10 protein-coding genes are annotated in these 13,163 nt (G+C 73.2%); 6 read left to right on the top strand and 4 right to left on the bottom strand.

All coding sequences use genetic code 11. From position 1 onward, the window contains the following. The first annotated feature begins 192 nt into the window (after positions 1-192). The 4 genes from OG490_RS13085 to OG490_RS13100 all read left to right on the top strand — a co-directional run bounded on the left by OG490_RS13085 (position 193) and on the right by OG490_RS13100 (position 5,477). Complete coding sequence (locus OG490_RS13085) at positions 193-1,410, top strand: S8 family peptidase (protein ID WP_330296461.1); 1,218 nt, start codon at positions 193-195, stop codon at positions 1,408-1,410. A gap of 343 nt (positions 1,411-1,753) precedes the next feature. Continuing rightward, the gene (locus tag OG490_RS13090) at positions 1,754-3,046 is read left to right on the top strand and encodes a hypothetical protein (protein WP_330296462.1); all 1,293 of its coding nucleotides are present in this window, start codon (positions 1,754-1,756) and stop codon (positions 3,044-3,046) included. A 99-nt stretch (positions 3,047-3,145) separates the two neighbouring features. Continuing rightward, positions 3,146-4,180 (top strand): WxL protein peptidoglycan domain-containing protein, encoded by a 1,035-nt coding sequence (locus OG490_RS13095; RefSeq protein WP_330296463.1) that lies wholly within the window; start codon positions 3,146-3,148, stop codon positions 4,178-4,180. A gap of 61 nt (positions 4,181-4,241) precedes the next feature. Beyond that, a complete protein-coding gene (locus tag OG490_RS13100; RefSeq protein WP_330296464.1) occupies positions 4,242-5,477 on the top strand; it encodes a hypothetical protein in 1,236 nt (411 codons plus the stop codon). A 107-nt stretch (positions 5,478-5,584) separates the two neighbouring features. Here the strand turns inward: OG490_RS13100 and OG490_RS13105 are convergent, their stop codons facing one another. Genes OG490_RS13105 through iolC form a run of 4 tightly spaced genes read right to left on the bottom strand, consistent with a single transcriptional unit; the run spans position 5,585 to position 10,839 of the window. Next, positions 5,585-7,084, bottom strand: a complete 1,500-nt coding sequence (locus OG490_RS13105; protein ID WP_330296465.1) for a CoA-acylating methylmalonate-semialdehyde dehydrogenase — start codon at positions 7,082-7,084, stop codon at positions 5,585-5,587. Positions 7,085-7,095: 11 nt separating this feature from the next. Then, on the bottom strand, positions 7,096-8,994 hold the full coding sequence (iolD, locus tag OG490_RS13110; protein ID WP_330296466.1) for a 3D-(3,5/4)-trihydroxycyclohexane-1,2-dione acylhydrolase (decyclizing): 1,899 nt from the start codon (positions 8,992-8,994) through the stop codon (positions 7,096-7,098). Then, entirely contained in the window at positions 8,991-9,833 is an 843-nt protein-coding gene (iolB, locus tag OG490_RS13115) for a 5-deoxy-glucuronate isomerase (protein ID WP_330300904.1), read from the bottom strand. Before iolB ends, iolD begins: the two co-directional genes overlap by 4 nt. A 7-nt stretch (positions 9,834-9,840) precedes the next feature. After that, positions 9,841-10,839 carry a 5-dehydro-2-deoxygluconokinase gene (gene iolC / locus OG490_RS13120; RefSeq protein ID WP_330300905.1) on the bottom strand — a complete coding sequence of 333 codons (999 nt, stop codon included), beginning with the start codon at positions 10,837-10,839 and terminating at the stop codon, positions 9,841-9,843. 102 nt (positions 10,840-10,941) lie between these two features. Between iolC and OG490_RS13125 the strand changes: the two genes are divergently transcribed. Both OG490_RS13125 and OG490_RS13130 read left to right on the top strand, forming a co-directional pair. Beyond that, positions 10,942-11,856, top strand: a complete 915-nt coding sequence (locus OG490_RS13125; protein WP_330296467.1) for a sugar phosphate isomerase/epimerase family protein — start codon at positions 10,942-10,944, stop codon at positions 11,854-11,856. Positions 11,857-11,902: 46 nt separating this feature from the next. Beyond that, positions 11,903-12,916, top strand: coding sequence for a Gfo/Idh/MocA family protein (locus OG490_RS13130; RefSeq protein ID WP_330296468.1), 1,014 nt, complete (start codon positions 11,903-11,905; stop codon positions 12,914-12,916). Positions 12,917-13,163: the final 247 nt, after the last annotated feature.

Consider the following 13,163-nt stretch of genomic DNA (forward strand, 5'->3'; position numbering starts at 1 on the left):
ATCGCAAGGCGGAGGACCGCGGCTCGTACTGGACGTACCGCCGCGGTCCGACAACGCGGCGAGGTGCCGTGCCGGGCGCCGCGACCCGGTGAACCTTTCCGGTCACAGCACTAGCCCCCGCGGCGGCGTGTCGTGGGGCCAGTCGGCGCACCCTCCGCGCGGCCGGAGCGTGCCTCGCCGAGCATCGGCCGCATGAGCCCACTCTCCGCGCTGCTCCCGGCCGCCGCCCTGTTGGCGGCGGCCACCGCCGTGGCGCCCCGCGCCGCCTCAGCGGCCGCCGCCGACGCCGAACCCCCCACCGCCCCCTACGTGGTCGTCCTCAAGGACAGCACCTCCCGCGTCTCCGCCGTCGCCGCCACCCGCGCCCTCGCCGCCGAGGCCGAGGCCTCCGGCGGCCGGGTCGGGACGGTCTTCGACACCGCGCTGAACGGCTTCGCCGTCCGCACCACCGCGGCCCGCGCCGCCGAACTCGCCGCCGATCCCCGGGTGGCGTCCGTGGAGCCCGACGCGGTCTTCCGGACGAACGACGCCGAGGTCCAGCCCCTCGTACAGGCGCCCGCGCCCTGGTCCCTGGACCGGCTCGACCAGACCGGGCTCCCGCTCGACGACTCGTACACGTACCCGACGAAGGCGGAGGGGGTCACCGCGTACATCGTGGACACCGGGATCAACACCCTGCACCAGGAGTTCGGCGGCCGCGCCCGCTGGGGCGCCAACGCGGTGTTCACGGAGGCCGCCACCGACTGCAACGGCCACGGCACGCACGTCGCGGGGACCGTCGGCGGGGCCACGTACGGGGTCGCGAAGGGGGTCTCGCTCGTCGCCGTGAAGGTGGCCGACTGCCGCGGGGAGGCGACCTTGTCGGCCATCACCGGCGGCATCGACTGGATGGTGCGGGACTCCCTGAAGTCGCCGGGCGTCCCGGCCGTGGCCAACATGAGCCTGGGCGGCGGCTACAGCTACGCCCTGAACCGGGCCGTGACGCGGGCGATCGCGTCCGGGATCACCTTCACCGTGGCGGCCGGGAACTCCGCCGAGGACGCCTGCACCGGCTCCCCGGCCGGCGTCCCGCAGGCGGTCACCGTGGGCGCGACCGACGCCGAGGACCGGCGGGCGACCTTCTCGAACTACGGGCGCTGCGTGGACCTCTCCGCCCCGGGCGTAGCCGTCGTCTCGGCGTGGAAGGGCTCCGCGACGGCCCTCGCCCGCGCCTCCGGCACCTCCATGGCGGCCCCGCACGCGGCGGGCGTCGCCGCGCTGGTGCTCGCGGAGGGCCTCGCGGCCGGGGGCCCGCGCAAGACGCCCGCGCAGGTGGCCGAAACCCTTCGGCGCAGCGCCGTGCCGGCCCGGATCACGGGCCTGCCGGTCGGGACGCCGAACCTGCTGCTGCACCTCCCGGCCGCCGAGTAGCCCGTACGGGGACACCCGCCGGCGGCGCCCCCGCCCGCCCCGGCGGGGAGCCGCCGGGGCGGGCCGAGGGCGCTGGTCCCGCCTGCGCCGAGGCCCAGCTCAGGAGCGGAGCGGGCGCGTCCGGCAGCCCCATCCGCCCCACCCGCCCAGCTCACCGTCCGGTCGGTATCCCGGCCGGTCCGCCACCCGGCCTGATGGCACATCAATTTCTGTGTGCTTCGGGCGAAAGCAAGTCATTGACTTCTCAATCCCGCGACGCGTCAATGTCGGCCACCGCACCGGCTCGACCTCCCCCACACAGCGGGTGGGGGGAGGGTTCGTATGACGAAGGAGTCGCGACCCAGTGAGTACAACGTTCCGACGAAGAGTTCTGGCCGGGGCGGGCGCTTTGTCCCTGGCCCTGACGGGCGGCGTGGTGGGCCTGGCAGGCTCCGCGCAGGCCGCGACGAAGACCACCCCCGTCTTCGAGAACTGTGACGCCCCGGCACCTCAGGCGGACGGTTCCGGCAACCAGAACTACACGATCACCCTGCCCGACGGTGCCAAGGCCGGCGATGTCGTCCCGATCACCATCGACCCGGGCGCCAGCCCCCTGCTCCCCGGCTTCTCCGTCACGACGGTGAACACCTCCAAGGTCACCCTCAAGGTCGGGGCCACCACCCAGGTGGTCACCAGCCCGCCGGAGACGGTCAGCGTCGTGGCCGGGCAGCCGCTCGACCCCAAGGCGTTCTCCGGGACCATCAAGATCCCGGACGGCACCGAGGGCACCACGGTCGACGTCGCGCTGGACCTGTCGGTGGTCGACGCGGACCTCTCAGGCTCGGTCTTCACCACCACCTGCACGCCGGCACCGCGCCCGAGCGCCTCCCTGGGCTCGGTGGCCGTGGAGGCCCTGCCCAAGGACCCGATCACCACCAAGCTGACGCCCAACAGCGGCAAGGCCGGCACCGCGGTCACCGTCACGGGCGCCAACTTCCCGGCCGGCGCGGTCACCTGCTCCGCGCTCAAGGCGGGCGTCGCCACCGGTGACACCGGTGCCGGCACGGCCACCGCGGCCGGCGTCGCGACCTGCAACATCACCGTCACCAAGGCCGCCGACCAGATCAAGATCGACGGTTCGATCACCCCGTACAAGGACTTCGTCTTCGTCGTCGACCAGCCCGGTGTGAAGAACCCGGTCGACGTCGAGGTGCTGCCCGGCCCGCTGGCCATCGGCCCGCAGGCCGGCAACCCGGCCGTCAGCTTCGGCAAGGTCACCATCAACGGCAAGTCCCAGTCCGTCGTGGGTCAGTTCACCGCGATGGCCGTCCAGGACTTCCGCGGCGGGACCCTCGGCTGGGACGTCTCGGCGACCCGTACGCCGTTCCTGAACGAGGTCACCGGCCACTCCATGGCCAAGGCGCAGATCGGCATCCAGCCGACCTGCAAGGTGACCAACGCGGACAGCCCGAGCACCTGCTCCGCAGGTACGCCCGGTGCGATCTCCGACACCCCGATGAAGATCGCCTCGCAGGCCGCGGGCGGGGACAACCTGACCGGTGGCGAGTTCGAGGTCGGCGGTGCCGGAATGATCCAGCTCCCGCCGTTCATGTTCGCGGACAGCTACGAGTCGGTCGTCACCTTCTCCATCGCCTGACCCGTACGGCCCCGCTCCAACCCGGGTGGTGCGGCGCTCCGGCGCCGCACCACCCTTCCGCGCTCCCCGCCCCCGTCCGCGCCGACTGGAGAACCGCCCATGCGCACCCGCACCCGCACCCTGCTCCACGGTCTGCTCGTCACGCTCCTGCTCCTGGGTACGGGCCTGCTCACCGCGGCCACCGCGACCGCCGCGGACAACGGCACCTGGGGGGTCTTCCCGACCCCTCCCGCCGGCGCCGCGATGACCGACCGCGCGTACTTCTTCCACCAGGGCGCGGCCGGCGCCACCGTCGAGGACAGCGCGACGATCGTGAACTCCTCCGACAAGGAGATGACGTTCCAGATCTTCGCCACCGACGCCGTGAACACCCCGGTGGGCGGCGGCTTCGCGCTGCTGCCGGTGGAGACCAAGCCCAAGGACGTCGGCACCTGGATAGCGCTGCCTCCCGAGACGAAGGGCACGGTCACCGTGCCGGCCAAGGGCCGCAAGGACGTCCCGTTCTCGGTGAAGGTCCCGGCGGACGCGACCCCGGGTGACCACGTGGGCGGGATCGTCGCCCTCAACACGGCCGTGGAGGGCGTCCAGCAGGACGGCCAGGTCAAGGTCGGGGTGAAGCGCCAGGTCGGAGCCCGGCTCTACTTCCGGGTCCCGGGGCCGGTGACCCCCGGGTTGAGCGTGGAGGACGTGAAGGTGAGCCGGGCGGCGCCGCTGCTGCCCTGGGTCGAGGACGCCCACGCGAAGATCACGTACTCGCTGGTCAACCGGGGCAACGTGGTCGTCGAGCCGAAGGTGACGGTCTCCGCGGAGGGCCTCTTCGGCCGCACCGTCCTGGACCGGCCGGCCCGTGAGCTGAAGCTGGTGCTGCTGCCGGGCCAGCGGATCGAACTGACCGAGGAGTGGGCCGACGCCCCGCAGTCGGACTGGGTCACCGTCCACATCGCGGCCGGCGCCTCGGCCTACCCCGACCTGGTGTCCGAATCCGCTACGGACTTCCTCGCCGTTCCGTGGCCCGCCCTGGGCCTCGTCCTGGTGCTGGCGGGCGCGGCCATCACCCTGCGGGTGCTGCGCCGGCGCCGTCGGTCCGGGTCCGAACGGCCGGAATCCGTCCCGGACTTGGCTGGAGCCCTCTGACCGGTAAGGGTGTCCCCAGGCGATGGCATTCAGCCATCACCGCCAGGGGGAGGCGCCACCGATGGAACGACAGCACGGCGAGGAAGGGCCCGGCCGGCCGGTTCGCGGGGAGGCGTCCGCGGACGGGCCGGCGGGGCCGGATCCCACCGCCCACGGGATCGGGCTGCTGACCCGCATCGAGCGGACGCTGGGCACCGGGACCGCCGCGTACCTGCCGGGCGACGGCTGGATCCGGCTGACCCTCCCCATCGAGGACGGCGGCCCCGCTCCGGTCACGGTGGACGTGCTCGCGGACCCGCAGCAGCCGCCGCACGGGATCGCGTACCTCCTGCCGGGCGGCGGCCTGAACTTCGCCGCCGAGTTCCTCACGCCGCGCACGGCGGCCTCCCCGGACTCCGGCCTCGCCCACCACCTGCTCCGCCGGGGCCTGCTGGTCGTCGGCGTCACCCCGCGCGAGGACTCCGCCACGGCGGCCGAGGTCACCGCCGACTGGGGGCTCGCGGCGCACCGCCGGGACCTGGCCGTGGTCGTGGCGGCGCTGGACGGCGTACTCGGGCTGCCGTACCAGTACGCCGGGCACTCCGCCGGGGCCGCCCTCGCGCTGGACGCGGCCTCGCACGACCCCTCGCCGCGGCTGACCCGGGTGGTGGCCCTGGACACGACCGGCCCGTACACCGGTGACCCGGCCGAGCGGGCGGCCCAGCTCCGGGACGCGTACGAGGCCCAGCTCGCGCAGGGCACGTACGCCACGGACCCGGGGCTGGCGGCGCTGGTCGCGCGGGCCGTCACCGACCCGGCGGCCCCCTCCCCGGTCCCCTGGCCGCCGGATCCCGCGCTGCGCTTCACCAACGCCGGGCTCGCCCACTTCGCGCTGATCCGCACCTCGGCACTGCCCGGCCCCGCGAACTGGATCTACGCCCAGGGCCACAGCGCGGGCTCCTACACCTTCGGCGGGACCCCGGCCGAGGACCGTTTCACCCTGACCCGCACCCCGCTCGCCACCTGGCACGCGGCCACGGCCTGCCTGGGCAGCGGGCTGATCCCGACCGCCCTGATGCGGGATCTTGCGGCGCTGTGGGCGGGCGACGGGAAGACGTACGCGATCGACTGGGACCGGATCGGCGCCGAAGTGGTGTGGATCAACACCGAACTGGGCCGCGGGGACCACTCGCGCGGCGCGGCACTGATCCGCGCGGGCGGCAACGGGCGCGTCGGCTTCACCCTCGTCCCGGGCTACGGCCACGGCGACGCGGTCTGGTCCGCGACGGCGGAGACGGACGTCTGGTCCCTGCTCTGACCGCGGCCGGGAACGGGCTCGCCCCCCGCGGTGAGGGTTGCGGGGGGCGAGCGGTCCTACGGCGAGCGGTCCTACGGGGCGAGCGGTCCTACGAAACGTGCAACCGGTCAGTGGTTGCGCGGGAACCCGAGGTCCACGCCTGCCGGGGCGTCCGACGGGTCGGGCCAGCGGGTCGTGACGACCTTGCCCCGGGTGTAGAAGTGGATGCCGTCGTTGCCGTAGATGTGGTGGTCCCCGAAGAGGGAGTCCTTCCAGCCGCCGAAGGAGTGGTAGCCCACCGGCACCGGGATCGGGACGTTGACGCCGACCATGCCGGCCTCGATCTCCAGCTGGAAGCGGCGGGCGGCGCCGCCGTCGCGGGTGAAGATCGCCGTGCCGTTGCCGAACGGCGAGGCGTTCATGAGCGCCACGCCCTCCTCGTAGGTCTCGACGCGCAGCACGCACAGCACCGGGCCGAAGATCTCGTCGCGGTAGGCGTCGGAGTCGGTCTTGACGTTGTCCAGCAGCGAGAGGCCGATCCAGTGGCCGTTCTCGTTGCCCTCGACGGTGTAGCCGGTGCCGTCCAGGACCACGTCCGCGCCCTGGGCGGCGGCGCCCGTCACGTAGGAGGCGACCTTGTCGCGGTGGGCTGCGGTGATCAGCGGGCCCATCTCGGAGGTCGGGTCGTTGCCGGGACCGATCTTGATCTTCTCGGCGCGCTCGCGGATCTTGTCGACGAGGGTGTCGGCGATGGAGCCGACGGCCACGACCGCGGAGATGGCCATGCAGCGCTCGCCGGCCGAGCCGTAGGCGGCCGAGACCGCCGCGTCGGCGGCCGCGTCCAGGTCGGCGTCCGGCAGCACCAGCATGTGGTTCTTGGCACCGCCCAGGGCCTGGACGCGCTTGCCGTTGGCGGAGGCGGTGGTGTGGATGTGGCGGGCGATCGGGGTCGAGCCCACGAAGGACACGGCCGCGATGTCGGGGTGCGCGAGGAGCGCGTCGACGGCGACCTTGTCACCGTGGACCACGTTGAGCACGCCCGCCGGCAGACCGGCCTGGCTGGCGAGCTGGGCCAGCAGGGTGGAGGCCGAGGGGTCCTTCTCGCTCGGCTTCAGGATGAAGGTGTTGCCGCAGGCCACGGCCAGCGGGAACATCCACATCGGCACCATCGCCGGGAAGTTGAACGGGGTGATGCCCGCGACCACGCCGATCGGCTGGCGGATCGAGGAGACGTCCACGCGGCTGGATACGGACGTGGACAGCTCGCCCTTGAGCTGCACGGTGATCCCGCAGGCCAGCTCGACGATCTCCAGGCCGCGGGCGACCTCGCCCAGCGCGTCCGAGTGGACCTTGCCGTGCTCGGCGACGATCAGCTCGGCGATCGCGTCGCGGTTGGCGTCCAGCAGGGCGCGGTAGGCGAACAGCACCTTGGTGCGGGCGGCCAGGGAGGACTGGCCCCAGGACAGGAACGCTTCCTTGGCGACCTGTACGGCCGCGTCGACCTCGGCGGCGGACGCGAGGGCGACCTGGGTGGTGACCTCGCCGGTGGCGGGGTCGGTGACCGGGCCGTAGTTGCCCGACGCGCCCTCGACGGTCTTGCCACCGATCCAGTGGTTGACGGTCTTCATGCCTTGCTCCTTCACAGATGGCGACGTCGCTGCGCGGCTTGCCGGTCGTACTCTTCACGGGCCTGGGCCGCTTCCGCACGGGTCGCGGTCTCGGCCACAGGAACATCCCACCATGCCTGTGCCGGGGGTGGGCCCGACACAGTGTCGGGTGTTCGGGTCTGCACGTAGACACATGTGGGACGGTCCGAAGCCCGCGCCTCGGCGAGGGCTTTCCGCAGGTCACGGACGGTCCGGGCACAGATGACGACCATCCCGAGGGAGGCCGCGTTGGCCGCGAGGTCCACCGGAAGGGGGTCCCCGGTGTACGAACCGTCCAGTGCCCGGAAGCGGTACGCCGTCCCGAAGCCCTCGCCGCCCACCGCCGCCGACAGCCCTCCGATCGAGGCGTAGCCGTGGTTGTCGAGGACGACGACCTTGACGGGGATTCCCTCCTGCACGGCGGTGACCATTTCGGTGGGGTTCATCAGGTACGTCCCGTCGCCGACCAGCGCCCACACGGGGCGGCCGGGGGCGGCCAGCGCCACCCCGATCGCGGCCGGAATCTCGTAGCCCATGCAGGAGTAGCCGTACTCCACGTGGTACTGGTCCCGGGACCGGGTCCGCCACAGCTTGTGCAGGTCCCCGGGGAGCGAGCCGGCGGCGTTGATGAGGATGTCGGTGTCGTCCACGAGCCCGTCGAGCAGCCCGAGCACCTGGGCCTGCGTGGGGAGGGCGTCCTCGTCGGGAGCCGCGCAGGCCCGGTCGACCAGCAGCTCCCATTCCCTCTTCTTCTCTTTGTACGCCGACACGTACCCGGGGTCCACGCGGTACCCCGAAAGCGCGTCCCGGAGGTCTTCCAGGCCCACCCGCGCATCGCAGACCAAGGGGCGGGCGGCGTATTTGTGGGCGTCGTACGGATCGAGGTTGAGCCCGAGGAACCGGACGCCGGGCTCGCGGAAGAGGGTCGAGGAGGCGGTGGTGAAGTCCGTGAGCCGGGTCCCGGCGGCGATCACCAGATCGGCCCCGCGGGCCAGCGTGTCGGCGGTCGCCGTGCCGGTGTGCCCGATCCCGCCCACGTCGGCGGGGTGGTCCCAGGGCAGCGCCCCCTTGCCCGCCTGGGTGGAGGCCACCGGGATCCCGGTGGCCTCGGCGAACTCCGCCAGGGCCGCCTCGGCCCCGCTGTGCCGGATCCCGCCGCCGGCGATGATCAGCGGGCGCGCGCAGCCCCGTACCGCCTCGGCCGCGTGCGCGAGCTCGGAGCGGTCGGGGCGGGGGCGGCGCACGGACCACACCCGCTCGGCGAAGAACTCCTCCGGCCAGTCGTACGCCTCTGCCTGCACGTCCTGCGGCAGGGCCAGGGTGACGGCGCCGGTCCGCACCGGGTCGGTCAGCACCCGGACCGCCTGGAGGACCGCGGGGATCAGGGCTTCGGGGCGGGTGACGCGGTCGAAATAGCGGGAGACGGGCCGCAGGGTGTCGTTGACCGAGATGTCACCCGCGTACGGGACTTCGAGCTGCTGGAGCACGGGGTCGGCGGGGCGGGTGGCGAAGGTGTCCCCGGGCAGCAGGAGGACCGGGATCCGGTTGATGGTGGCCAGGGCCGCCCCGGTGACGAGGTTGGTCGCCCCGGGCCCGATGGAGGTGGTGACGGCGTGCGCGGAGAGCCGCCCGCTCTGCCGGGCCCAGCCGACGGCGGCGTGCACCATGGCCTGCTCGTTGCGGCCCTGGAGGAACGGCATGGCCTCGGGGCCGCTCTCCAGCAGCGCCTGCCCGATCCCGGCGACGTTCCCGTGGCCGAAGATCCCCCAGGTGGCCGCGATCAGCCGGCTGCGCCGCCCGTCGCGCTCGGTGTACTGGCTGCCGAGGAACCGGACGAGGGCCTGCGCGACGGTGAGCCGGACGTGCCCTCCGGTCCCGGTCGTCGGCGTCATACGGGGTCCTCCGCGCGGTAGAAGGGCAGCCGGGGGTCGACTTCCTGAGCGGTCCAGGTGGAGCGGATCCAGCCGTGATCGGGGTGGTCGCTGATCAACCACTGGCGGGGCGCGCCGGTGGCGCCGGGTCCCGCCATGACATTGAGGTAGTACATGTCATGGCCGGGCGCGGCGATGGAGGGCCCGTGCCAGCCGTCCGGGATGAGCACGGCGTCCCCGGTCCTCACTTCGGTGAGGATGTCGGTCTTCCCGGCGGGGGACGGGCTGACACGCTGGTAGCCGAGGCCGGGCGTGCCCTCGTGGTCCCGGATCTCGAACCAGTAGATCTCCTCCAGGCGGGATTCCTCGCCGGGCCGGTGCTCGTCGTGCTTGTGGGGCGGGTACGAGGACCAGTTCCCGCCGGGGGTGAGCACCTCGACGGCGATGAGCCGGTCGCAGTCGAAGGAGTCGGCGGCGGCGAAGTTGTTGACCTGCCGCGAGCACTGACCGGCCCCGCGCAGTTCCACGGGAACCTCCCGGGCGGGCCCGTACCGTGCGGGGAGAGCTCGCTCGCAGCGCGCCCCGACGAGCGCGAACCGCCCGCCGGCGGCGGACGCGATCCCGGCGCGCCCGTCGCGGGGTAGGTAGGCGAAGTCGGTGACCGCTTCGAAGACCCCGCGCCGGCCGTGCAGTTCGAAGAGATGCGGGACAGGGTGCGGGACGGACTCCTCGCAGCAGGCCTCGCAGCGGACCTCGCAGCCGCCGGACAGCGGGAGCACGATCCATTCCGCGTCCCCGCACTCGTGCGCGTACTCCTCCCCCGGCGCGAGGTCGAGCACGAGCAGCCTCGTCCACTCCATGACCCGCTCAGACACCACCGGCACGGCCCAGCACCTCCTCCACTTCCTGCGCGAACGGCATCGCCGTGGAACAGGCGAGGCGCGAGGCCACGATCGCCCCGGCCGCGTTCGCGAAGCGGATCACCCGCTCCAGCTCCCATCCCGCGAGCAGTCCGTGGCACAGGGCGCCGCCGAACGCGTCCCCCGCGCCCAGCCCGTTGACCACATTCACCGGGACCGGCGGGAGCTCCGCCACCGTCCCGTCCCGGTGGACGGCCAGGACTCCTTCGGGGCCCCGTTTGACCACCGCCAGCTCGACCCCGGCCGCGAGCAGGGCGCGGGCCGCCGCGTGCGGCTCGGTCTCGCCGGTGGCGATCGCGCACTCCTCGGCGTTGCCGACCGCCACCGTCGCGAAGGCCAGGGCCCGGCGGTACCACTCGGCGGGTCCGGGGTCCCCGGGTGCGGGCCCGCTCGGGTCCCCGGGTGCGGGGCCGGCCGCGTCCCCGGATTCCGGCCCGCCCCCCGAGGGCCACAGCATCGGGCGCCAGTCCAGGTCGAAGACGGTGACCCCGGCCTTCGCCCGTGCCTCCAGCGCGCCCAGGGTCGCCGACCGGCTCGGCTCGGCGCTGAGCCCCGTACCCGTCATCCAGAACACCCGCGCGGCCCGGACGGCGTCGAGGTCCACCTCCTCCGCGCGGATCTCCAAGTCCGGTGCCTTCGGGTAGCGGTAGAAGTACAGCGGGAAGTGGTCGGGCGGGAAGATCTCGCAGAAGGTGACGGGGGTCGGGTACCGCGCGACCTCGCCGGCCCAGCGGTCGTCCACCCCGAACCCGCGCAGCTCCGACCGCAGATACGCCCCGAAGGGGTCCGCGCCGGTCCGCGTGATCACCGCCGTCCGCCGCCCCAGCCGGGCCGCCGCGACGGCGACGTTGGTCGGGGAACCGCCCAGGAACTTCCCGAAGGTGTCCGCCTCCCCGAGCGGTACGCCCGTCTTCAGCGGGTAGAGATCCACCCCGATGCGCCCCATCGTGATCAGGTCGAAAGCCAACGGATCCGTACTCGTCACCACGCCATTCCTCCCGGCCCCATGCTCCCCGTCCCTTCGAGCCTCGCACTTTAAGGTGGCCGCATGACGTCCTCATCGCCCGCGTTGACCCGCATCCGCGTCGGCTCGGCTCCGGACTCCTGGGGTGTCTGGTTCCCCGACGATCCGCGGCAGACACCGTGGGAGCGGTTCCTCGACGAGGTCGCCGACGCCGGGTACGAGTGGATCGAACTCGGGCCCTACGGCTATCTGCCCACCGATCCCGTCCGGCTCACCGACGAGCTCGCCAAGCGCGGCCTGCGGGTGTCGGCCGGAACCGTCTTCACCGGACTCCATCACGGGCCCGCCGTGTGGGAGGACACCTGGGAGCACGTGTCGCGGATCGCGGAACTCACCCGGGCCATGGGCGCGGCGCACCTCGTCGTGATCCCCTCCTTCTGGCGGGACGACAAGACGGGCGAGGTCCTGGAGGACCGCACCCTGACGCCCGGACAATGGCGTGAACTGACCACCCGGACCGAGCTGCTGGGGCGCCGGGTCCAGGACCTGTACGGGCTGCGGATCGTCGTCCACCCGCATGCGGACACGCACATCGACACCCCGCAGAACGTGGCCCGGTTCCTGGACGCCACCGATCCCGCGCTGGTCTCGCTCTGTCTGGACACCGGGCACTACGCCTACTGCGGCGGGGACAGCGTGCAGGCGATCGAGACCTTCGCGGAGCGCATCGGCTACCTGCACCTCAAGCAGGTGGACCCGCGGATCCTGGCCGAAGTCCTCGCGCAGGAGGTGCCCTTCGGGCCCGCCGTGGCTCGGGGGGTGATGTGCGAGCCGCCCGCCGGGGTGCCCGCGCTGGAACCGGTGCTGGCGGCCGCCCAGCGGCTCGGCGTGGACCTGTTCGCCATCGTGGAGCAGGACATGTACCCGTGCCCGCCCGACCGGCCGCTGCCGATCGCCCGCCGCACCCGCGCCTACCTGCGCTCCTGCGGCGCCCGCTGACCGCACCCCGAACCGCCCCGCCACCCCTCACGGAGGAGAACCCGACATGACCAGCACGCTCGGCATCGCCGTCATCGGCACCGGGAAGATGGGCTCCGACCACGTCCGCCGGATCGGGCGGACCGTCGGCGGGGCCCGGGTGGTGGCCGTGGCCGACCCGGACGGGGACCGGGTCAAGGAGGTCGCGGCCGGGCTGGAGGGCGCGAGCGCGCACACCGATCCGGCGGCCGCGATAGCCGCGCCCGGCGTGGAGGCGGTGCTGATCGCCTCGCCCGGTCCGGCCCACGAGGAAGCGATCCTGCACGCGCTGGAACGGGGACTGCCGGTGCTCTGCGAGAAGCCGCTGACCCCGGATCCGGCGGGCTCCCTGCGGATCATGGAGGCGGAGGCCCGGCAGGGGCGCCGGCTCGTCCAGGTGGGCTTCATGCGGCGCTACGACGCCGAGTACGCCCGGCTCAAGGAACTGCTCGACCAGGGCGGCATCGGGCGGCCCCTCTTCCTGCACTGCCGCCACCGCAACGCCTCCTCCCCGTCCTTCTTCACGAGCGACATGCTGATCAGCGACTCGGTGGTGCACGAGGTGGACGCGGCACGCTGGCTGCTGGGCCAGGAGATCACCGCCGTGACCGTGCTCTCGCCCACGCCCACCTCCGCCGCCCGCGAGGGACTGCGCGATCCCCGGCTCGTCCTCATGGAGACCTCCGGCGGGGCCGTCGTGGACGTGGAGATCTTCGTCAACTGCGGCTTCGGCTACCAGGTCCAGTGCGAGGCGGTCGGCGAGTCCGGCAGCGCCAGGATCGGCGACGGCCACGCGATGGTCGTCCAGTCGGCGGGCCGATGGGGCGGGGAGATCGACCAGGACTTCACGGTGCGGTTCGCCGACGCCTACGACCGCCAGCTGCGCCGCTGGGTCACCGCGGCCGCCCGGGGCCGGGTGGACGGGCCCGACGCGTGGGACGGCTACGCGGCTGCGGCCGTCTCCGAAGCGGGCCTGGCCGCGGCACGCAGCGGCGTACGGACCCTCGTGGAGCTGGCGGAGCGCCCGGCCCTCTACCGCTGATCCGGGCCCCGCCCGGACCTCCGCCCGGACCTCCGGCCAACCTCTCCTCGGCCGCCCCTCCGGCTCACCCCTGTGCCACATGTACCGCTTGGGCGGCATGAGCTGCATGAGCCGCATGAGCCACTTGGGCGGCATGAGCCGCATGAGCGGTATGTGCCGTCCGTGTCACAGGGGTCTCCTTTCTGTCACGCATATCCCCATTACGCGGGTTTTCCGTCACAGCCGACCGACAGCCCCTCCCCTGACA

The organism is Streptomyces sp. NBC_00503, assembly GCF_036346895.1.
Classification (GTDB): domain Bacteria; phylum Actinomycetota; class Actinomycetes; order Streptomycetales; family Streptomycetaceae; genus Streptomyces.

Coding starts and splice junctions, on each gene's coding strand:
- OG490_RS13100 (WP_330296464.1), top strand. CDS start 4,242: ATGGAACGACAGCACGGCGAGGAAGGGCCCGGCCGGCCGGTTCGCGGG.
- iolB (WP_330300904.1), bottom strand. CDS start 9,833: ATGGAGTGGACGAGGCTGCTCGTGCTCGACCTCGCGCCGGGGGAGGAG.
- OG490_RS13095 (WP_330296463.1), top strand. CDS start 3,146: ATGCGCACCCGCACCCGCACCCTGCTCCACGGTCTGCTCGTCACGCTC.
- iolC (WP_330300905.1), bottom strand. CDS start 10,839: ATGGGGCGCATCGGGGTGGATCTCTACCCGCTGAAGACGGGCGTACCG.
- OG490_RS13085 (WP_330296461.1), top strand. CDS start 193: ATGAGCCCACTCTCCGCGCTGCTCCCGGCCGCCGCCCTGTTGGCGGCG.
- OG490_RS13125 (WP_330296467.1), top strand. CDS start 10,942: ATGACGTCCTCATCGCCCGCGTTGACCCGCATCCGCGTCGGCTCGGCT.
- OG490_RS13130 (WP_330296468.1), top strand. CDS start 11,903: ATGACCAGCACGCTCGGCATCGCCGTCATCGGCACCGGGAAGATGGGC.
- iolD (WP_330296466.1), bottom strand. CDS start 8,994: ATGACGCCGACGACCGGGACCGGAGGGCACGTCCGGCTCACCGTCGCG.
- OG490_RS13105 (WP_330296465.1), bottom strand. CDS start 7,084: ATGAAGACCGTCAACCACTGGATCGGTGGCAAGACCGTCGAGGGCGCG.